Origin of the sequence: Candidatus Devosia phytovorans, assembly GCA_029202405.1 — a bacterium.
In the GTDB taxonomy this organism is placed as follows: Bacteria; Pseudomonadota; Alphaproteobacteria; order Rhizobiales; family Devosiaceae; genus Devosia; species Devosia phytovorans.
The window spans coordinates 2,082,605-2,102,916 of sequence record CP119312.1; the positions used below are offsets into that span (position 1 = coordinate 2,082,605).

Sequence of the window (20,312 nt, forward strand, 5' to 3'; positions counted from 1 at the left end):
GGTCATGCAACGTTTGAAGGTCAGGTTTCCTGACACTTCGAGCCCTTGCCATGACCGTCCCGTCCCTCGCCGACTACAAGACTCCCCGCCCCTGGCTCACGCTGGGCATTTTCCTTGTCGTGGTGATCGGCGTTGGCGCGTTGATCGGCACGCAGTCGGTGCCCGGCGCCTGGTATGAGGGTCTGAACAAGCCATGGTTCAATCCTCCCAACTGGCTGTTCGGGCCGGTGTGGTTCACGCTGTATGCTATGATCGCTGTCGCCGGCTGGCGCATCTGGATGATCGATCCGAGCAGCAATGCGATGAAGATCTGGTTTGGCCAGATGGCGCTCAACTGGGCGTGGTCGCCGATCTGGTTCATCGGGCAAATGCTGTGGCCGGCCTTTGCCGTGATCATCGGCATAGTAGCGCTGGTCGTCGCCTTTATCCTCGTCGCGCGAAGGCTTGATACAATCGCGGCGTGGCTCTTCGTGCCCTATCTGATCTGGGTCAGCTTCGCGACGCTGCTGAATCTGTCGATAGCGCTGCTGAACTAGGTGTTTCTCCCTTGCGTTCGAGGCCCCGTGCCCAGCGGACCATTGGGCGTTCGAGGAGGTAAAAGCTCAGCGTTGCCACAAGCACGCTGAGCGCGATGGCAATGGCGCTGGACCACAGCCAGATGCTCCAGCCGTTTTCACCGGAGCCCTCGAAGGCAGGCGGCGCAAGGCGCGCCATGAGACCGATGATGAGGAAGTGCCAGATATAGATGCCGAAGGAGATTTCAGCGATAAAGCGCGCCGGGCGATTGTCGAGCAGACGCCCGACCAGCACCGAGCCAGGCAGAGCGACCAGTGCCACGCAGATAGCCAGCGGCATCCACGGATAGCCATAGGGGATGTCGAAGAGGCCAAAACCTTCATTGAGGCCGCCAATATGCAGCGCCATCACCAGACCGGCCGCGAAAATGGCAATTAGGCCAATGACATCGCAGGACCAGTGACGAAACTGATTCAGCTTGACCTGCACGCCAGCTGCCAGCGCGCCGAGTGCAAAGATGGCGAAGAAGCCGATGGGATTGAAACGCGGCATCCAGGCCTTGGCGCCGCCGGTCAGCCCGTGACCCCAGCCGCGCTCGACCTCGTCGATCGGCGCCCAGCGCATCACCATCAGATGCAGCACCACGACCATGGCGATGACACCCAGCCAGGCGAAGCGCGCGGCCCAGCCCTTGAGACGCAGGGCGAAGAGGACCGCGAGGAAGAACGGCAACAGCAGGTAGGAGGTGACCTCGAAGCCGATCGACCAGAGCGGGCCGTTGTTGTCGACTGGGAAGAGCGTGAACCAATGCCAGTCGCTGAGCAGGAAAAAGCCCGCCACGACGCGGATGATGCGCTCCGCATCGAGTGGGGAACCGCTGACGGTGATGCTGAGAATGAAGCTGAGGATCAGCGCCACCCAGAAGCCAGGCAGGATGCGGGCGCCGCGGCGCAGGGCATAGGTGCGCAGGCTTGGCATGGGCGCGCCCTTGTCGACTGCCAGCCAGAAGGGCCTGGCCAACAAAAATCCACTCAGCACGAAGAAGACCGAGACGCCGAAACTGCCCATGACGAAAAAATCCATCACCGGGGCGGCCCAGGCGGGCACATTGCCCATATCCATGCGGAAGGCCAGATGGTGCATCAGCACGAGCACACAGGCGGCGGCGCGCAGAAAATCTGCGCCGAGCAGTCGCTGTTGGGTCAATTGATCATCCCGCGAGGTTTGGGGCAGAACGCGCCGCATTTTGTTTCGTTGCGCAAGGCTCGATTGCGTGTCTTGTGCTTGCGGATTCTTTCCGGCGGAGATATGGCCTCGCCATGACAAACACAGCTTTGACCGACCGCCCGCAATCGATCCTCATCGTGGACTTCGGTTCGCAAGTCACACAGCTCATCGCGCGGCGTATTCGCGAGACGGGCGTCTACTGCGAAATCCATCCTTTCCAGAGCGCCGCCGTCGCGGTTGCCGCCATGCAGCCGACGGGCATCGTGCTCTCGGGTGGCCCCGCTTCAACGCTGGACGAGAATGCACCGACGATCGATCCGGCGGTGTTTGCGGCAGGCGTGCCGATCCTGGGCATCTGCTATGGCCAGCAGGCGCTGTGCATGGCGCTGGGTGGCAAGGTCGAGGCTGGACATCACCGCGAATTCGGCCGTGCCGAGGTCAAGGTCGAAAAGCCGACCGCGCTTTATGAAGGCGTCTGGGAGCTGGGCACCGAGCATCAGGTGTGGATGAGCCATGGCGACCGCGTCGTCGCCCTGCCCGAAGGCTTCGAGGTGGTCGGCACTTCGGCCAATGCGCCCTTCGCGATTGTCGCCAATGAGGCGCGCCGCATCTGGGCCGTGCAATTCCACCCCGAAGTCGTGCACACGCCCGATGGCGCCAAGCTCTATGCCAATTTCGTGCACAAGATCTGCGGCATCGAGTCAAACTGGACCATGACAGCCTATCGCCAGAAGATGATCGAAAAGATCCGCGCCCAGGTCGGCAGCGGCAAGGTCATCTGCGGGTTGTCGGGTGGCGTGGATTCGTCGGTGGCAGCCGTCCTGATCCACGAAGCGATCGGTGACCAGCTGACCTGTATCTATGTCGATCACGGTCTGATGCGGCTCAACGAGAGCGAGCAGGTCGTGACCATGTTCCGCGACCAGTACAATATCCCGTTGGTGCATGTGGATGCGTCGAAGGTCTTCCTGCGCGAACTGGATGGCCAGACGGATCCCGAAACCAAGCGCAAGATCATCGGCCGCCTGTTCATCGAGACCTTCGAGGAAGAGGCCAAGAAGCTCGGTGGCGCTGAGTTTTTGGCCCAGGGCACGCTTTATCCGGATGTCATCGAGTCGGTTTCCTTCACCGGCGGCCCCTCGGTCACCATCAAGAGCCACCACAATGTGGGCGGCCTGCCCGAGCGCATGAACATGCAGCTGGTGGAGCCGCTGCGCGAGCTGTTCAAGGATGAAGTGCGCGTGCTGGGTCGTGAACTCGGCCTGCCCGAGAGCTTCATCGGCCGCCACCCCTTCCCCGGTCCGGGTCTGGCGATCCGCTGCCCAGGCGGCATCACGCCGGAAAAGCTCGATATCCTGCGCCAGGCCGACGCCATCTATCTCGATGAAATCCGCAAGTCGGGTCAGTATGACAAGATCTGGCAGGCTTTCGCCGTGCTGCTGCCGGTGCAGACCGTGGGCGTCATGGGCGATGGCCGCACGTATGAATTCGTCTGCGCGCTGCGTGCCGTGACCTCGGTCGACGGCATGACGGCCGACTTCTACCAGTTCGACATGAACTTTCTGGGCAAGACGGCGACGCGCATCATCAACGAAGTGCGTGGCATCAATCGCGTCGTTTATGATGTGACCAGCAAGCCGCCCGGCACGATCGAGTGGGAATGATCGGTTAGCCGATATTCGGCTGACCAGACCGCTGCGCAACAAAATCCCCGCCTCAAAAAGGGCGGGGATTTTCTATTCCGCGGGCTGCGTTGCCGGCGTGGCGCGGAGGGATTTGAGGACACCGATCTTGCTGCCGAGCCAGTCGAGGACGGCCATGGCCAGCTTTTCGACAGGCTTGCGGAAGCGGTGTTCGAAGAGGGCCGAGAAGACCACCGCGATGCAGAAGGTGGTGGCGGTGACCAGCACCAGCGCCATCCATGCGGGCATGAAGCGATCAAACGTGGCGAGGAAGCTCAGGCCGACGTTTTCGTGGATGAGGTACCAGGAAAAGCTCAACAGGCCGACGCGGGCCACGGCAGGTGTCAGCAGCGGGATATGCGGGATCTTGCGGCCAGTGACATAGGCGTAGAACACCAGCGCCAGCAGCAGGTAGGCCGCGGCGCAGATCAGCGCCACCACGAGGCCGTCGTGGTTTTCGAAACTATAGGCCTCGATGCCGACGACCAGCGTCGAGAGGACAAGGTTGGTGTTCATCAACCCACGATAGCCAAGCGCGCCCTGCTGGATGCGACTACCGAGGATGCCCACGGCGAAAAAGCAGAGATAGGGCGCGATGACGAGGAATTTCAGCAAGGATTGCGGCGTGACGGGCGGCGTGCCCAGCGTCGAGAGTGTCGACAGCATCCAAAGTGGAGCCATGACGATGGCCAGCCAAGCAAACACGCGCGTCAGCTTCGGCGGATCGACGAAAATGGCAGCGAGCACGGCGATCAGCAGGTAGAATTTTATCTCCACCGCGATGGACCAGAAGGCGCCGTCGACCCATTCGCCGATCTCGCCAAGGAAGAAGAGGTTGAGCGCAACGTCGCCAAGGCCAGGCTCGACGGTGCGGAAATGGGCTTCGGGCACGCTGGGGACCTGGAAGACCACGCCGAAGACGAAGAGCAGCAGTACGGCTGCCACGAAGGGCGGATAGATGCGCGAGAAGCGACGGGCGAGGAACACGCCGACGGTCGCCGAGCGCTCCAGCGTCATGAAGATGCAGTAGCCCGAGACGATGAAGAAGAAATAGACCCCCACCCAGCCGAAAAACACGCGCCAGGGCGCGCCTTCGGCGATGTTGAGGGATTCGGCCGGCAGCCGGGCGGTGAAGTGGAACAGAACCACCAGAAGGATGGCGATTCCGCGAAAGACGTCGATGGTCTCGACCCGGCCTTTGGTCATATTCATACTCTTGCTACCCGCATCGGCCTTATAGCGTCTCCGGCAAATGCAGGGACCGGATTTTGAGGCTAGGCTTAACAGGTAAAGCTTTCGGCAAAAGCGTCGGTAAACAGCGGGTTTCCCGCGCGCATTTGCTTTCCCCGGGGACCATGCTAAACGTGCGCCCGAATTGAAGTGATGACCTTAGGCAGGCCATGTCCCAGGACAATATTTTCCGCGAAGTCGATGAAGAGCTGCGCAGTGACCGCATGCGCTCGCTATGGCGGCGTTTTGCCCCCTTCGTGATCGGCGCTGCCGTTGCCGTTGTGGCGATCGTGGCCGTCAATGAAGGCTGGTCCTGGTATCACAGCAACAATGCGGCTTCGTCCTCGGACGAGCTCTATGTGGCCTTCGACGAGATCGACGGCGGTGACCTTGCTGCGGCGCAGACCCAGCTTGACGCGGTGATCGCCAATGGCTCGGGCAGTTATCCGGTGCTGGCGCAGTTCCGCAAGGCGGGCGTGCTCGCCAAGGAAGGTAATGTCGCCGAGGCCGTTGCCGCCTATGACGCGCTGGCCAATAGCCAGTCCAATGCGCGCCTGCGCGAGCTGGCCCTGGTGCTGGCCGGTACGCTGATGGTCGATGGCGGCACTTTGTCCGATGTCGACAGCCGCGTCGGCTCGATTGCCGCCGAAGGCAGCCCGCTGCGCAATGCCGCGCGCGAAGCGCTGGGCCTGGCCCAATACAAGGCCGGCGACTTTGCCGCCGCACAATCCAGCTTCGAGGCCGTGGTCAACGACCCGATGTCGCAGAGCAATACGCGCAACCGCATGGGCTATTACCTGGCCCAGCTGCTGAGCGAAGGCGCCATTGACGATGCACCAGCATCGGACGATGCGGAAGCTGCGGCGACGGCCATCGATGAGATGGTCAGCGATGACGCGCCGACAGCCGAAGCTGCGCCGGCCGCGGAAACACCCGCTGCAGATACACCTGCCGCGACTACGCCTGAAACACCTGCAGCAGACGCTCCTGCAGCAGCTCCCGAGACAGAGCCGGCCGCGCAGTAAGCGCGGCTGCCCGTCTTCTACCGGATCGGAATGATATGACCGTCACCGTTGCCATTGTCGGTCGTCCCAACGTCGGCAAGTCCACCCTGTTCAACCGCCTCGTCGGTCGCAAGATCGCGCTGGTCGATGACACGCCAGGTGTCACCCGCGACCGTCGCGAGGCCGAGGGCCGCATTGCCGACCTCACCTTTCGCATTCTCGACACGGCCGGCTATGAGGACGTTACCGACGGCAGTCTCGAAGACCGGATGCGCCAGCAGACCGAGCTGGCGATCAAGGAAGCCGACGTCATCCTCTTCATGATCGACGCACGCGCGGGCGTCGTGCCGCTCGACCAGCGCTTTGCGCAAGTGTTGCGCAAGGCCGGCAAGGATGTGCATCTGGTCGGCAACAAGGCCGAAAGCGGCGCGGCCGAAGCCGGGCTGGTCGAAGCCTTCAAGCTGGGCTTTGGCGAAGCCATCGCCCTTTCCGCCGAACATGGCCTGGGGCTTTCCGAGCTCTATTCCATCGTTTCGGCGACGATCGACCGCAAGAATGCCGAGAGCGAGGCGATGGAAGTCGGCGATCTCGAGGAGATGCCCGAGGTCGATGTCGACATCACCGAGGACATGCTCGAGGGTGAAGGCGACGAGGCGACGCTGCGCTGGAATCCCAAGCGCTATCTCAACGTCGCCATCGTCGGCCGGCCCAACGCCGGCAAGTCGACGCTGATCAACCGCATGGTGGGCGAAGAGCGCGTGCTGGTTGGCCCCGAGGCCGGCATTACGCGCGATTCGATCCTGGTGCCGTGGGAATGGGAAGGCCGGGTGATCAACCTGGTCGATACCGCCGGTATCCGCCGCCGCTCGCGTGTCACCGAAAAGCTGGAAAAGCTGGCGGTCGGCGATTCGCTGCGCTCCATCCAGTATGCCGAAGTCGTCGTGCTGATGCTCGATGCGACCATTCCCTTCGAAAAGCAGGATTTGGCGCTGGCCGATCTGGTCGAGCGCGAAGGTCGTGCGCTGGTCATCGCGGTCAACAAGTGGGACCTGATCGAGGACAAGAACGAGCATCTCAAGATGCTGCGCGAGGAATGCGAGCGCCTGCTGCCGCAGCTGCGCGGCGTACCGCTTGTGACGCTGTCAGGCCTGACCGGCAAGAATATCGACAAGCTGATGGACGCCATCTTTGCCATCGAGCGCGACTGGAACTCCCATGTGTCGACGGCGCGGCTCAATCGCTGGCTCTACGGCATGGTCGAGGGGCATCCGCCACCGGCCGTGTCGGGCCGTCGCCTCAAGCTGCGCTACATGACGCAGGCCAAGACGCGGCCGCCAAGCTTCATCCTCTTCGCGTCGCGACCGGATGTGTTGCCGATGTCCTATCAGCGCTATCTGATCAACGGTTTGCGCGAAGCCTTCAAGATCAAGGGCACGCCGATCCGGCTCTGGGTCAGAGGGGGCAGCAAGAACCCCTTCGACGACAAGAACGAACGCAAGATGGGCTAAAACAAACCCGCGGTGAGAACCGCGGGTTTTGCTTTGGGCCATGCGCGGACCTGGCGTCCTGCCTTTCGACATTGCCAATTGCCGATTGTGGGCCCACTCTCAGGGAAGCAGATGCTTGCAGAGGAGTGAGGATATGGCGGCAGATTCGGCAGTCTTGGGACGCAGGGCATTCATGCTTGGTGCGGCGGCCGTCGGGGCGCTGGGGCTTGCCGGATGCAGCACCGGCGGCATGAGTTTTGCCGAGGCGGAGCGGGTCTATGGGCCGCTGCCCAACGAGCGTTTTCCGGTGCCGGCCGTCAACATCAGCAAGGTCGATCCGAAATATCTGCGGCGGACCGTGCGCTATGCGTCAAACGAGGCCAAGGGCACGATCATCGTCGATCCCAAGCATTATTACGTCTACCGCATCGAGGGCGATGGCATGGCCACGCGCTATGGCGCCAATGTGGGCCGCGCCGGCTTCCTGTGGAGCGGCGACGCCTATATCGGGCGCAAGGCGGAATGGCCGGTGTGGACGCCCCCGCGTGAGATGATCCTGCGGCAGCCGGAGGCCGCGCCCTATGCCAATGGCATGGCGCCGGGTCTCAACAATCCGCTCGGAGCGCGTACGCTTTATCTCTACCAGGGCGGACGGTACACGCTCTATACGATCTATAGCACGATCATGCCCGAGACGATCGGGCGTGGCGTTTCAAGCGGCTGCGTGGGCCTCCTCACGCAGGACATGCTCGATCTCTATGAGAAGACGCCGGTCGATACCAAGGTGATCGTGCTCAAGGCCTAAATACAAAAAACCCGCGGTGTGAACCGCGGGTTTTGATCTGGAAGTCGTCCTGGGATCAGCGCCCGCTGCGATAGTTCGGGGCTTCGCGGGTGATGGTCACGTCGTGGACATGGCTTTCGCTGAGCGCGGCGCCGGAGATCTTCACGAAGACGGAATTGTCGCGGAAATCCTTGAGATTGTGCGCGCCGGTATAGCCCATGGAGGCGCGCAGGCCACCGGCGAGCTGATGCAGCACGGCGCCGGCAGCACCCTTGTAGGGCACCTGGCCCTCGATGCCTTCGGGCACCAGCTTCATCTGGTCGCGAACATCATCCTGGAAGTAGCGATCGGCCGAACCATTGCCCATGGCCCCGACCGAGCCCATACCGCGGTAAGACTTGTAAGAACGGCCCTGGTAGAGGAACACTTCGCCGGGGGCCTCGTCGGTGCCAGCCAGGAGCGAGCCAACCATGACGCAGGAGGCGCCACCGGCCAGAGCCTTGGCCATGTCGCCAGAAAACTTGATGCCGCCATCGGCAATCACCGGGACGCCCTGACGAGCGCCCTCTTCCGCACAGGCCATGACGGCTGCGAGCTGGGGAACGCCAACGCCGGCAACGATGCGGGTGGTGCAGATCGAGCCGGGACCGATACCGACCTTGATGGAATCTGCACCGGCATCGATCAGCGCCTTGGTGGCTTCGGCGGTCGCGACATTGCCTGCGACGATGCGTGTGGAATTGCTCTCGCGCTTGACGCGCTCGACGGCCTCGGCAACGCGGACGGAGTGGCCATGGGCGGTATCGATCACCAGCAGGTCAACACCGGCTTCGATCAGTTGCAGTGAGCGCTCAAAGCCGCCATCGCCGACGGTGGAGGCCGCGGCAACACGCAGGCGACCCTGCTCGTCCTTGACGGCATTGGGATTGAGCTGGGCCTTCTCGATGTCCTTGACGGTGATCAGGCCGGTGCAGCGATAGTCGGCGTCGACGACCAGCAGCTTTTCGATGCGATGCTTGTGCAGCAGGACCTTGGCTTCGTCCTTGGAGACGCCATCCTGCACGGTGATCAGGTTTTCATGCGTCATCAGTTCGCGGATCGGCTGGGCAGGATGGGAGGCAAAGCGCACGTCGCGGTTGGTCAGGATGCCGACCAGCCTGCCGGTGGCGCGACCGCCCTTGCCGCCGTTTTCGACGACGGGAATGCCGGAAATGCGATTGGCCTGCATCAGCGAGAGGGCATCGGCCAGCGTTGCATCGGGGCCGATGGTGATCGGATTGACCACCATGCCGCTTTCAAAGCTCTTCACTTGGCGGACCTGCTCGGCCTGCTGCTCGGCGGTGAGGTTCTTGTGGATGACGCCCATGCCACCGGCCTGGGCCATGGCAATGGCCATGGCGCTTTCGGTGACGGTGTCCATGGCCGAGCTGAGAATGGGCAGATTGAGCGCTATGTCCTTGGTGACATAGGTGGAAATGTCGGTCTCCGTGGGCAGGATGTCGGAGCGCGCGGGCTGCAGCAGCACGTCGTCAAAGGTCAGCGCGTAGTCGCCGGTTGCTGTGGTAATAATCTTCGCCAAGGCCAGACCCTTCCTGCCTTCTGATGCAATCAGAAATGTTGGAGTTCAGAACCGGCCGTTGCTTGGCGGCGGGTTCAGGTTGGCGAGGGTCAATAGCACTGCACCCGGGCTTTGCAAAGGGGCCGGCCCGGCGTGGCGATGCCCGGCAGGCCTGCGTCCAGCCTACTACCCAAGGACGATTGCCGGTGCTATCAGAACAGGGTTTGGGCGCATCACGCCTGTAGGCAATCCCATAAAAATCACCGCCAAGCCTTTGCAGGGTCGGAAACAGGGTTCATAGTTCGGACAGTCGCGTTCGCGGCTCTTCCGACTCGCTCCCCGGCTCCGCAATTGATCCGCGTTACACCCCTCATCCTGGCGGTCGCCCTGTTCATGGAACAGATGGACTCGACCGTCATCGCCACATCGCTGCCAGCGATCGCGGCCGATATCGGTACGGAGCCGATTGCGCTGAAGCTCGCGCTGACCGCCTATTTCGTGGCGCTGGCGATTTTCATCCCGATCAGCGGCTGGATGGCCGACCGGTTCGGCGCCAAGAATATCTTCCGGCTGGCGATCTTCGTCTTCATGCTCGGATCGCTCGCCTGTTCCTTCTCCTTTTCGCTTGAAACCTTCGTCATCTCGCGCTTTTTCCAAGGCATTGGTTCGTCGATGATGACGCCGGTGGGACGCCTGCTGCTGGTGCGTTCGACGCCGCGCAACGAGCTGGTCTCGGCCATGGCCTGGCTGACGGTTCCAGCGCTGATCGGTCCGCTGACGGGGCCACTGATCGGCGGGTTTCTCACCACCTATCTCAGCTGGCACTGGATTTTCTGGATCAACATTCCGATCGGCATTGCCGGCATCATCCTTGCCGGGATTTTCCTCCACGTCCCTGACGCGCGCAATCCGCGGCCGATCGACATGGTTGGTTTCGTGCTCGCCGGCGTCGCCTTTTCGGGCACCGTGTTCGGACTTTCCGTCGTCAGCCTGCCTGCCCTGCCGCTGATCTATGGCTGGCTGACGCTGGCGATCGGCATCACTTCGGGCGTGCTCTATCTGCTGCATGCGCGACGGACAAGATTCCCGCTGCTCGATCCGGCGCTGTTCCGGCACAAGCTGTTTCGCTCCTCGATCACTGGCGGGTCGTTCTTCCGCATCGGGGTGGGCGCCGTGCCATTCCTGTTGCCGCTGATGCTGCAGCTCGGCTTTGGCCTCACGCCCTTCCAGTCGGGCGCCATCACCTTCATTTCGGCGCTGGGCGCCATTGCCAGCAAGTTCCTCGCCGAGCGGGTCTATGCCTGGTTCGGCTTCCCGCGCACCCTTGCCTTTGCTGCCTTCTTTGGCGGCTTGCTGATTGCCATCCAGGGGCTGTTCACCGCGTCGACGCCGGCCGTGCTGATGATGGCAGTGCTGCTCGGTGGGGGCGTGTTGCGGTCGGTGTTCTTCACCGGCTCCAATGCCATTGGCTATGCCGATGTGGATGACGACGAGGCCAGCCAGGCGACGGCGATCGTTGCCGTGTGCCAGCAGCTCAGCGTCGCCTTTGGCGTGGCCGTGGCCGGTGGGCTATTGGAACTGACCACGCGACTGCGCGGCACAGAGCTCGGGCTGGTGGATTTCCAGATCGCCTTTTTCGTCGTCGGCGGGCTCAGCATGCTGGCGAGCGTCATCTACTTCCGCCTGCCGCCCGATGCGGGAAGCAATGTTTCCGGCCATCGCCGCGTGACCGTGCAGAAGGAGTAGGCTGGTGGTATCGTCGCGCGTGGTGCCGCTGGTGCTGGCCACAGCCTTGTTCATGGAGAACATGGATTCCACGGTGATCGCCACCTCGCTGGCGGCCATCGCCAGTGACATCGGCACTGATCCGATTTCGCTCAAACTCGCGCTTACGGCCTATCTGGTGGCGCTAGCCATCTTCATCCCCATTTCGAGCTGGATGGCCGACCGGTTCGGCGCACGCAATGTGTTTCGCGTCGCCATGCTGGTGTTCATGTGCGGCTCGGTGGCCTGCGCCTTTTCATCGTCACCGACGGCCTTTGTCTGTGCCCGCTTTGTGCAGGGCATGGGTGGCGCGATGATGGGGCCTGTGGCGCGTCTCGTGCTGGTGCGGGCGACACCGCGACACCGGCTGGTCGATGCCATGGCATGGCTTACCATTCCGGCGCTGATCGGGCCGATCGTCGGCCCGCCGTTCGGCGGTTTCCTCACCACCTATTTTTCCTGGCACTGGATCTTCATCATCAATGTGCCCATTGGCATCATGGGCATGCTGCTGGTCGGGCTGGTGCTGCCCAATGAGGTGCGCAATGCGCCGCGGCGGATCGATCGCAAGGGGTTCGTGCTGGCTGGCGCAGCCTTTGCGCTGTTTGCCTTTGGCTGCTCGGTGGTGAGCCTGCCGGCCCTGCCTCCGCTCTATGGCGCGATCGCTGCCGCTGCGGGGATCGGGCTTGGCTTTGTCTATGTGCGGCATGCGCTCAGCGTCGAATATCCGCTGCTCGACCTGCGGTTGCTGCGTTATCCGATCTTCCGCACCGCCGTGGTGGCGGGCACATTCTTCCGGCTCGGCCAGGGCGCGACGCCCTTCCTATTCCCGCTGATGCTGCAGCTGACCTTCGGCATGAACCCGTTCGAATCGGGCATGGTGACCTTTGCCGGCGCCGTGGGGGCGCTGATCGCCAAATTCGTCGCTAACTGGATGTTTGCCCGCTTCGGCTTCAAATATCCGCTGGTGATCTCAACCGCCGTTTCGGCCGGTGGCATCGTCGCCATGGGCAGCTATGTGCCCACCACGCCGATGGCGCTGATCCTGGGCGTGCTGGTGTTCACCGGCTTCTGGCAATCCATGTTCTGGACAGGCTCCAATGCCTTTACCTTCGCCGATATCGAGGACAGGGATTCCGGTCAGGCCAATACGATCAGCCAGGTCTGGGGCCAGCTGATGTTTGCCATGGGTGTGGCGCTGGGCGGCGGCATCCTGGAACTGACGCACAAGCTGCGCGGCGGCGAGGCGCTGGTGCTGGGCGATTTCCACATCGCCTTTTACGTCGTCGCCGCCGTCGGTTTCGTCGCAACGCTGCTGTTCTGGCGCCTGCCCAACAATGCGGGACACCAGCTCACCAACAGCGGCGGCCTGCACTAAAGCCTATTCGTCTTCGCCGCGATCGCCGAAATGGGCGTCGCCATCGCGATGCCCCTTGAAGCCCTTGGCGATGAGATAGGCTTCGGCCGAATCCTGCCGGCTCGACTTTGGCTTGGCGTGGAAGGTGCTGCGGAAGTGGCGCTTGAGCATATGCAGCAGCTCGTGCTCGGTGCCGCCCTGGAAAACCTTGGCCACGAACGTGCCATTGGGCGCCAGCACGTCGAGCGCAAAGTCGGCGGCGATCTCGATCAGTTGCACGATGCGCAGATGGTCGGTTGGGCGGTGGCCCGTGGTGGGCCAGGCCATGTCGCTCATCACCAGGTCGGCCTTCTTGCCACCCATGGCGTCGATCAGCATCTGGGGGGCATCATCCTCGGTGAAATCCTTGCGGAACAGGATCACGCCGGGAATCGGGTCCATTTCGAGATAGTCGATGCCGACGACCAGCGGATTTTCATCGGTCGAACCGACGGCCGCCGCCGCAATCTGGCTCCAGCCACCGGGCGCAGCGCCCAGGTCGACGACGCGCGTGCCCTTGTGGAAGAGCTTATGCTTTTCGTCCATTTCCTTGATCTTGAAGGCGGCGCGCGAGCGATAGCCTTCGGCGCGGGCGCGCGCCACATAGGGATCGTTGAGCTGGCGCTCGAGCCATTTCGTCGACGAGACCTTACGGCCCTTGGCCGATTTCACGCGGATCTTGAGATCCTTGTCGGACTTGCGCCCGCCGGTGCCGAGTGCCTTGTCAACCATTGGAATTCTTCCTCGGATAGCGCGATGCGCGCGCCTGGACGCGATCGGCATCCATCAGTGAAATCAGGATGCCTTCGCGCAAGCCACGATCGGCAACGCGGACGCGCTCGGTCGGCCACTCGCGGCGGATGGCCTCAAAAATGGCGCAGCCGGGCAGGACCAGGTCAGCCCGGTCGCGCCCGATGCAGGGATGGGCAACGCGGCGATCGAAGGGCATGCCGAGCAGCACGTTCATGGTCTCGTCGACCTCGGCGCGCCGCATCCACAGCCCGTCGACCTTCTGGCGCTCGTAGCGCTCCAGCCCCAGGTGCAGGCCGGCCAACGTCGTGACCGTGCCAGAGGTGCCGATCAGGTGCACCGGATGCGTGCCGATCATCTGGCGCAGCTTTTCGCGGCCACGGAACTGCTTGAGGTGTTCCGAGACATGGGCGACCATGGCTTCGAAAACCTCGGGCGTCACATCGACGCCGCCGAACTTTTCCGCAATCGAGACCACGCCCACCGGCAGCGACTGCCAGGAGCGAATCGAGGCCGACATGCGGCCCTGCGACTTGGGCCGGCCACCGCGGAAATCGAGCCAGGCCAGTTCGGACGAACCACCGCCGATATCAAACATCAGCGCGCCGGCGGCTGCACCCTCGATCAGGTCGGCGCAGCCGGTGACGGCAAGCTCGGCCTCGGTACGGCGATCGACGATCTCGAGATCGAGCCCGATCTCGGCCTTGACCCGCGCCAGGAAAGCCGGGCCGTTCTCGGCGGCGCGGCAGGCTTCGGTGGCGATCAGGCGCATGCGTGTCGGCTGGTGCTCGCGCAGCTTGTTGCGGCACTGGCGCAGCGCTTCCATGGTGCGTTCCATGGCGGCATCGCCCAGCCGGCCGGTGACCGAAACGCCCTCGCCGAGCCGGACGATTCGGGTGAAACCATCGAGCACGCGAAAGCCGTGGTCATGCGGGCGGGCAATCAACAGGCGGCAATTGTTGGTGCCGAGGTCTAGCGCGGCATAAATGGGACCGCGATGGCGGCGCGGATTCGGGGCGTTGGGTGTCCGCTTGTCCGTTCGGTGCGGGGACGGATCGCCCCCTGCCCTGCCCACAGGCCTGTGCTCCTGCGAGATACGGACCGCCGGCTCGTCCAGGGACGATTCTGTGGCGGCGGACCGATCGGAATCGGTCACTGTAGTCTCCTGTCGTGCGCGGTCGCCCGTTCCGGCCTAGCCGGCGGCGCCCGGCGCACTGTTCATTGCGTGTCGAAAACGACGGTAGTGCAAGGGGCTCGCCAGCGCAATGGCACGGGTTTGCACACAGGCCATGTCAGAGGCGCTTGCAATCTGAAAAATCATTGTCTATGTAGACCGCGCACCGGCAAATCCGGTCCAGCGGCCCACCGCTGCTGGGGAATAGTTCAATGGTAGAACAGCGGACTCTGACTCCGTCGATCTTGGTTCGAGTCCAGGTTCCCCAGCCAATTCTTTTTTCTAAAAAAATCAACGATTTAGCTAGCTCCATCAGCAGGCCTTTTTAGCATGTTTCGCTAGCGGCTGTGGCATGTCTTGCGATCGTATGCCACCGCCGTTTACGCTCCCGCAATCATACAGGGAGCTACGGGGCAGCATGGTTGAGTCTGATCTCTATTTTGCAGCTTCGGCAGCGTGTCTCGACAATGCGGATAGCCTAATCGCAGCGGCAGTTGCCGTATTGGATTCTGGTCAACCTAACATCGCCTTTCATCTTGCGGTTTTGGCATTGGAAGAGATTGGCAAACACCATTTTCTGACGCTCAACCGAATGGCCGACCTATCGGATGGATCAATCGAGCCGTTCAGCGACAAACAGCATACCGACCACCAGAAGAAGCTTTTTTGGTGCTTCTTTGGCGGGATGCTGACGGCCCAATCGGTTGATCCCGCTGCAATCAGGGACGCCGAAAAGCTGGCGGAGACATTACACAGCAAACGCGTGGCAGGTCTTTACGTGGACGTGACCGCCAAAGCCGTTAGCGTCCCCAGCGACAACGTGTCTGCCGATGACGCTCAAGGACTCTTGGACTTGGCAAGAGCCCGGCAGGCGCTCGCCCGATCTCAGACTTTGCGGGAGCATTTCGAAGATTCGGAAGCGGAGCTACTTACTTGGTTCTTGAGGGCGAGCGGTAGGGCTGAGACCAGAGCGTTCATTTTCTCCAAGTCATCATTGGCCAAGCTTATCGAGCTCGATGACGTTCCAATCTGGACCGCTTGGCTGAAATCAGAGCTCGATGAACGAAAGCGGTCAGAGCATGAAGCCATAGCGCTAGAGCTAGCCAGAGTGTTGCCTAAGAAGGGTGAGAAACCGAAATGGAGAATTCGGTTCCGACTTTATTCGGTGACGCATTCAATAAGACCTGGGCCTCTGAAAACGTGGAACTCTGCGATGCAGGCGATCCAGCTTTCGCCAGTGGCGAAAAAGCCCGAGCTGATAGTCGATCTGACACTCCACGATAACGTGCCGGTAGCGGCTGTCTATGATTTCGGCTGGGCGCTGGCACGCCACTTCACGGTCGCTCTCAATCTCGCCACCCTTGGAACTTGGTGGTGGCGGTTCGCGGAAGATACGACCAAATGGTATGAAAGGATCGATGATCTGCAGAACCCCGCAATGCAGGTAGTTCTCGAAAAAGGCGAGGAGCCGTTGGATTGGGGCAAGGATAGGAAAGCGCTCAATGAAGACGATATGGCGCGGCTCATGGCAGTGTTAACCGCGCTTCCAATGCCAGCGTTTGGCCCAAGACCTGCTATGTTCTTTGACTATTATGCTGCAGGTCTAGAGGCGCTGGCCTCCAGCAGTGTTCATATGCCCAGAGCTGGGGATGCGCTGATTCACTTTGCTGCCGCAATGCGCATGCTTATGGGACAGCGAGGCGACTTGAAGCCTAACGATCCACTAGAGCCAGCTTTCACCAAATTTGTGGCAGCTCGAATGGGATCATTCGATGAACAGCCGGACATGACCGAAATTCTTCGCGCTTTGGATGCTGCGCAGAACGGCGGCGCACCGGTCAATGGTCCGATGCCCAAAATGACGTTTGCTGGGCTCATGAAAGCATTTGTCGACTGGTATTACATGGTCGCGATCCACCCGATTTCCTACAAGGATGTGAAGGATAAGTTCGCTCGACCGGACGCTTGAAATGACTTAATTGCCCAACAAGTAAACCCTGACTTATCTTTTTCCCGCTGAGGGCCGGGCGCGGTTGGGTGAACAAAGCGCAACATAAATCAGCGCTTACAGACAAAAATCTCAAAAGAAAAACCCACGCTAAGGGGAAATGGCATGGGTTTGTTCTCGAATATACCGGTTGACCTATAACCGTCTTCGAATCCGGATACGAGAACCCCATCAAATCGGAGAGCTTCCAATGAACATCCAGTCGACCGCCGCCGTCCTGTTGAGCCTGCTGGTCTGTGGTTCGGCTCAGGCCAAGAGTAAAGCCGTTGATGCGGCGTTCGAGCGGACGGAGCCGGCTGCTGCGGTCATGACATTGACCGAAGAGGGCGAGGACTGGCGGGTTACTTTCCGGGCTGGCGGCATTCCCAATGGGGACGCGACGGCGGCGGATTGCGAGCTGGAGGCCGTCGGGTCGCAGGACCTGGATGACGTCATTGCGGCAAGCGTGGTGCCGTTCGAGGGTGAGCTCTATACGATCACTGCCGATGACATTGGCGCTGAAGCGCTGGTCATCGAGGTGCGTGTTGGTCCTGAAGGTGCCTTCGTCAGCGATAGCGGTGCCGCAGCCCGCTTCTGTGGCCTCGGATCAGACATCGATGGCTTCTATCAGCGCACCGAATTGCCAATGTAGGGGCTTAAGGGGTTCCTCCCCAAGCAGTCGATGCACTATCCCCGGTGAATATCCCGTCTTTTAAATTCGACTCCCGCACTTAATACTGCTTAGACTTGCGTATTGTCAGTCGTGGGGGCGCGGGATGTCACCGGTTACTGCCATTCGCCTGATCTTCTTTCTCGACGGATTGATCATCGCCAAGTGGTTGCCGCATCTGCCGGACATCCAGGCGGATCTGGACCTCGATGTCGGGCAGCTCGGGCTGGCGCTGGCCGCCCTGCCGCTCGGCATCATGTCGTCGCTGCCGCTGGTCGGCACGCTGGTCATCGCGCACTTTTCCGAGCGGACCGCCATCCGCATCAGCTTTTTCTGGCTGGCCCTGACGTCCATTCTTCCCGGCCTCGCCTGGGACCTGCCGAGCTTTGCGGTGGCTCTGTTCTTTTACGGGTCGGGCATTGCCGGGGTGGAAGTGGCCATGAACGCCACCGCCGATGCCGTCGAAAGCCGCGTCGGCCGGCGGATCATGTCGAGCTGTCATGGGCTGTGGAGCGTGGGCAATCTCACCGGTGCGGCGCTGGGCAGCCTGGCGCTGGCGCTGCAGCTCGATGCCAGTATCACCCTCACCGCAACGGCCCCCCTCCTGCTGGTGCTGGCCTATGTCTCGACTGCAAATCTTGGCCAGAGTCCTATATCTTCGGCGCCGGGGCCGGCCTTGGCCCTGCCCGATGTGCCGCTGCTGGTGCTGTGCCTGCTGCCCTTCTGCGCCTGCGTGCTGGAAGGCGCCATGGCAGACTGGGCCGCAGTCTATCTGCGCAGCGAGCATGGCGCCAAGGCGGCGCTGACAGGCGCGGGTTTCGGTGTCTTTGCCGCCATCATGGCGGCAACGCGGCTGGCTGGCGACCGGCTGGTCGATCGTCTGGGACCGGTCTTTATCGCACGCTGCTGCGGCATTTCGGGCGTGCTGGGCCTATTGATGCTCTGGCTCGCCCCCGGCGTCTGGGCGGCCCTGCTCGGATTTGCGCTGATGGGCCTTGCCGCCTCGCTGATCTTCCCGATTTCGGTAACGGCCGCGGCGCATCAGCCCGGCCGCTCCGCCGCCATGAACATCGCATCGCTGTCGCTGATCTGCTTTTCCGGCTATGTCATCGGCCCGCCGGTCGTCGGCTTCATTGCCGACCAGGTCGGGCTGCGCGACGCGCTCGCCTGCCTTGTCCCCTTTGCCCTCGGCGTCGTCCTGCTCGCGCCCCGGCTGCAGTCCAGGACCAGTGCCACTGTAGCCTGATGGCTGCGCGGACTTCCCCACATCTCCCCCAAACGGGCTTGCCACGTCCGAGCAGATTTGTCAGACATATGTCATTTGGAGAGCAGAGGGGTCTGTTTTCCGAAGCGCCGGGCAAACCACGGCAAGAGCAAGACGTCGGGGGCGGCCATGGCCGGCGCCGGCATGCAGGGAATGTCATCGCTCGTTTTGATGGAGGGAAATCTATGAACTTCGTGCATCGCATGGTTGGACCGCTGGCGCTGGCCACGGCACTGACGCTTCCGGTCGTGGCGCAGACCACGATCGTGGCACCGACCGGTTCGACCGCCGGCACCTATATGGACTATATGAAGACGGTCTATGATCGCGGCACCGGGTCCGAACTGCTGCAGGTGCCGATCGCCACCTTCGACAAGGAATTCGAGCTGACGCCGATGGCGGCCGAGAGCTGGTCGCAGTCCGAAGATGGCCTGACCTGGACCTTCAAGCTGCGCGAGGGCCTGGTCTGGTCCGATGGCGAGCCGCTGACCGCCGAAGACTATGTCTTTGCCCTGCAGCGCGCTGCCACCAGCGGCTATGACTTTGCCTGGTACTGGGATTTCGCCGGCGGCATCAAAGGCTGGAAGGAAGTCACCGAAGGCACGGCAGAGGCCGATACGCTGGGCCTTGTGGCCGTGGATGATCTGACCATCGAAGTCACCACCAATGCGCCAAAACCCTATTTCCCCTCGGTCACCAGCCTCTGGTACCCCGTGCCCAAGCACAAGGTGGACGAGCTGGGCGACGATTGGGCGCTCAATGTCGAGTCGATCGTCTCCTCCGGCCCGTTCTCGATCGAGAGCTGGGAAAAATCCAACAACTCGGTGGTCCTGACCAAGTCGGAAACCTATACCGGCCCCTGGCAGCCAATGGTCGATCGTCTCGAGCTCGACCCGACGCTCAACGCCCCTGAAGTCGGTCTCCCGGCCTTCCTTGCCGGCGATGCCGACTATTCCTTCCTCAACACCGGCCAGGTGCCAGTCGCAACGCAGCGCTTCCCTGATGGTATCCGCCAGAATGCGGTGTTTGCCACCTCCTACATCGCCTATGACCTCGACGCGCCGCCGTTCAACGACGTCAATGTGCGCCGCGCCTTCTACTATGCCGTGGATCGCGCCGAGCTGACCTCGACCGTCCTCAAGGACATTGCCATCCCGGCCGGCTCGATCCTGCCACCGGGCTATCCTGGCTACAATGAAGAGATCGCGGCGGAAGCCGTGTTCGATCCGGACAAGGCCAAGCAGTTCCTGGCCGATGCCGGCTACCCCAATGGCGAGGGCTTCCCGGCGATCGAAGTCTGGATCCGCGAGGAAGGCGGCTATAACTCCGCCATCGTCCCGCCCATGGCGCAGTATCTGCAGGCCGAGTTCAAGGAAGTGCTCGGGATCGACATGGCCATCCGCATCCTGCCCGGGCCGGAGTGGATGGACGGCATGCGCGGCAAGAAGAACAACATCTTCATCGCCCCCTATGAATACGACTATCTCGATGCGTCCAACTTCTACGGCATCTTCTACAATGGCGGGCGCCACAATTACTTCGTGCCCGAATATGACGAGCTGGTCGCCAAGGCCGACTCCGAATCCGATCCCGAGGTGCGCAAGGATCTTTATGGGCAGGCCGAGCAGGTCATGATCGACCAGGGCCTGATCGTGCCGCTGGTGCATCCGATCACCACTGCAGTGATCTCCGATGCGCTGGGTGGCGACGCCTCGACGCCCAATGCGCTGGGCTTCACCCCGCTCGACCGGCTGGGCCACTACTTCTTCACCCACCTGACGAAGAACTGATCCAGCGTTTCATCTGTGCCTCCCGGTTC

General features: G+C 62.0%; 16 protein-coding genes and 1 tRNA gene. 12 read left to right on the forward strand and 5 right to left on the reverse strand.

Annotated features, from left to right (window positions below; genetic code table 11):
- The first annotated feature begins 50 nt into the window (after window positions 1–50).
- On the forward strand, window positions 51–536 hold the full coding sequence (locus P0Y65_10390) for a tryptophan-rich sensory protein (protein WEK06623.1): 486 nt from the start codon (window positions 51–53) through the stop codon (window positions 534–536).
- On the opposite strand, the gene P0Y65_10395 is transcribed toward P0Y65_10390, so the two are convergent.
- Entirely contained in the window at window positions 490–1,722 is a 1,233-nt protein-coding gene (locus P0Y65_10395) for an acyltransferase (GenBank protein WEK06624.1), read from the reverse strand. The two genes, P0Y65_10390 and P0Y65_10395, sit on opposite strands and share 47 nt — an antisense overlap.
- A 113-nt stretch (window positions 1,723–1,835) precedes the next feature.
- Between P0Y65_10395 and guaA the strand changes: the two genes are divergently transcribed.
- Window positions 1,836–3,407: a glutamine-hydrolyzing GMP synthase gene (gene guaA / locus P0Y65_10400; protein WEK06625.1), complete on the forward strand. Its 1,572-nt coding sequence runs from the start codon at window positions 1,836–1,838 to the stop codon at window positions 3,405–3,407.
- 72 nt (window positions 3,408–3,479) lie between these two features.
- Here guaA and P0Y65_10405 read toward each other — a convergent pair whose 3' ends face one another.
- The gene (locus P0Y65_10405; GenBank protein WEK06626.1) at window positions 3,480–4,631 is read right to left on the reverse strand and encodes an acyltransferase; all 1,152 of its coding nucleotides are present in this window, start codon (window positions 4,629–4,631) and stop codon (window positions 3,480–3,482) included.
- 194 nt (window positions 4,632–4,825) lie between these two features.
- Here P0Y65_10405 and P0Y65_10410 point away from each other — a divergent pair, with 194 nt between their 5' ends.
- The 3 genes from P0Y65_10410 to P0Y65_10420 all read left to right on the forward strand — a co-directional run bounded on the left by P0Y65_10410 (window position 4,826) and on the right by P0Y65_10420 (window position 7,951).
- On the forward strand, window positions 4,826–5,680 hold the full coding sequence (locus P0Y65_10410) for a tetratricopeptide repeat protein (GenBank protein WEK06627.1): 855 nt from the start codon (window positions 4,826–4,828) through the stop codon (window positions 5,678–5,680).
- Between the two features lie 35 nt (window positions 5,681–5,715).
- Complete coding sequence (gene der, locus P0Y65_10415) at window positions 5,716–7,167, forward strand: ribosome biogenesis GTPase Der (protein ID WEK06628.1); 1,452 nt, start codon at window positions 5,716–5,718, stop codon at window positions 7,165–7,167.
- 133 nt (window positions 7,168–7,300) lie between these two features.
- The gene (locus P0Y65_10420; GenBank protein ID WEK06629.1) at window positions 7,301–7,951 is read left to right on the forward strand and encodes a L,D-transpeptidase; all 651 of its coding nucleotides are present in this window, start codon (window positions 7,301–7,303) and stop codon (window positions 7,949–7,951) included.
- A 55-nt stretch (window positions 7,952–8,006) separates the two neighbouring features.
- Here P0Y65_10420 and guaB read toward each other — a convergent pair whose 3' ends face one another.
- The gene (guaB, locus tag P0Y65_10425) at window positions 8,007–9,509 is read right to left on the reverse strand and encodes an IMP dehydrogenase (GenBank protein ID WEK06630.1); all 1,503 of its coding nucleotides are present in this window, start codon (window positions 9,507–9,509) and stop codon (window positions 8,007–8,009) included.
- 330 nt (window positions 9,510–9,839) lie between these two features.
- On the opposite strand from guaB, the gene P0Y65_10430 reads away from it, so the two are divergent.
- Window positions 9,840–11,234, forward strand: coding sequence for an MFS transporter (locus tag P0Y65_10430; protein ID WEK06631.1), 1,395 nt, complete (start codon window positions 9,840–9,842; stop codon window positions 11,232–11,234).
- A 4-nt stretch (window positions 11,235–11,238) separates the two neighbouring features.
- Window positions 11,239–12,630 carry an MDR family MFS transporter gene (locus P0Y65_10435; GenBank protein WEK06632.1) on the forward strand — a complete coding sequence of 464 codons (1,392 nt, stop codon included), beginning with the start codon at window positions 11,239–11,241 and terminating at the stop codon, window positions 12,628–12,630.
- A gap of 3 nt (window positions 12,631–12,633) precedes the next feature.
- Here the strand turns inward: P0Y65_10435 and P0Y65_10440 are convergent, their stop codons facing one another.
- Together P0Y65_10440 and P0Y65_10445 are read right to left on the reverse strand one after the other, a co-directional pair.
- Window positions 12,634–13,380: an RlmE family RNA methyltransferase gene (locus P0Y65_10440; GenBank protein ID WEK06633.1), complete on the reverse strand. Its 747-nt coding sequence runs from the start codon at window positions 13,378–13,380 to the stop codon at window positions 12,634–12,636.
- The gene (locus P0Y65_10445; protein ID WEK06634.1) at window positions 13,373–14,554 is read right to left on the reverse strand and encodes a Ppx/GppA phosphatase family protein; all 1,182 of its coding nucleotides are present in this window, start codon (window positions 14,552–14,554) and stop codon (window positions 13,373–13,375) included. Before P0Y65_10445 ends, P0Y65_10440 begins: the two co-directional genes overlap by 8 nt.
- A gap of 216 nt (window positions 14,555–14,770) precedes the next feature.
- Here P0Y65_10445 and P0Y65_10450 point away from each other — a divergent pair.
- The 5 genes from P0Y65_10450 (at window position 14,771) to P0Y65_10470 (ending at window position 20,283) form a co-directional block, all read left to right on the forward strand.
- Window positions 14,771–14,844, forward strand: a tRNA-Gln gene (locus tag P0Y65_10450).
- A gap of 146 nt (window positions 14,845–14,990) precedes the next feature.
- Window positions 14,991–16,541, forward strand: coding sequence for an AbiV family abortive infection protein (locus P0Y65_10455; protein ID WEK06635.1), 1,551 nt, complete (start codon window positions 14,991–14,993; stop codon window positions 16,539–16,541).
- 229 nt (window positions 16,542–16,770) lie between these two features.
- Window positions 16,771–17,211 (forward strand): hypothetical protein, encoded by a 441-nt coding sequence (locus tag P0Y65_10460; protein WEK06636.1) that lies wholly within the window; start codon window positions 16,771–16,773, stop codon window positions 17,209–17,211.
- A 124-nt stretch (window positions 17,212–17,335) separates the two neighbouring features.
- Entirely contained in the window at window positions 17,336–18,475 is a 1,140-nt protein-coding gene (locus tag P0Y65_10465; protein ID WEK06637.1) for an MFS transporter, read from the forward strand.
- Window positions 18,476–18,678: 203 nt separating this feature from the next.
- Entirely contained in the window at window positions 18,679–20,283 is a 1,605-nt protein-coding gene (locus P0Y65_10470; protein WEK06638.1) for a peptide ABC transporter substrate-binding protein, read from the forward strand.
- Window positions 20,284–20,312 lie beyond the last annotated feature (29 nt).

Coding starts and splice junctions, on each gene's coding strand:
- P0Y65_10390 (WEK06623.1), top strand. CDS start 51: ATGACCGTCCCGTCCCTCGCCGACTACAAGACTCCCCGCCCCTGGCTC.
- guaA (WEK06625.1), top strand. CDS start 1,836: ATGACAAACACAGCTTTGACCGACCGCCCGCAATCGATCCTCATCGTG.
- P0Y65_10405 (WEK06626.1), bottom strand. CDS start 4,631: ATGACCAAAGGCCGGGTCGAGACCATCGACGTCTTTCGCGGAATCGCC.
- P0Y65_10410 (WEK06627.1), top strand. CDS start 4,826: ATGTCCCAGGACAATATTTTCCGCGAAGTCGATGAAGAGCTGCGCAGT.
- der (WEK06628.1), top strand. CDS start 5,716: ATGACCGTCACCGTTGCCATTGTCGGTCGTCCCAACGTCGGCAAGTCC.
- P0Y65_10420 (WEK06629.1), top strand. CDS start 7,301: ATGGCGGCAGATTCGGCAGTCTTGGGACGCAGGGCATTCATGCTTGGT.
- P0Y65_10440 (WEK06633.1), bottom strand. CDS start 13,380: ATGGTTGACAAGGCACTCGGCACCGGCGGGCGCAAGTCCGACAAGGAT.
- P0Y65_10455 (WEK06635.1), top strand. CDS start 14,991: ATGGTTGAGTCTGATCTCTATTTTGCAGCTTCGGCAGCGTGTCTCGAC.
- P0Y65_10460 (WEK06636.1), top strand. CDS start 16,771: ATGAACATCCAGTCGACCGCCGCCGTCCTGTTGAGCCTGCTGGTCTGT.
- P0Y65_10465 (WEK06637.1), top strand. CDS start 17,336: ATGTCACCGGTTACTGCCATTCGCCTGATCTTCTTTCTCGACGGATTG.
- P0Y65_10470 (WEK06638.1), top strand. CDS start 18,679: ATGAACTTCGTGCATCGCATGGTTGGACCGCTGGCGCTGGCCACGGCA.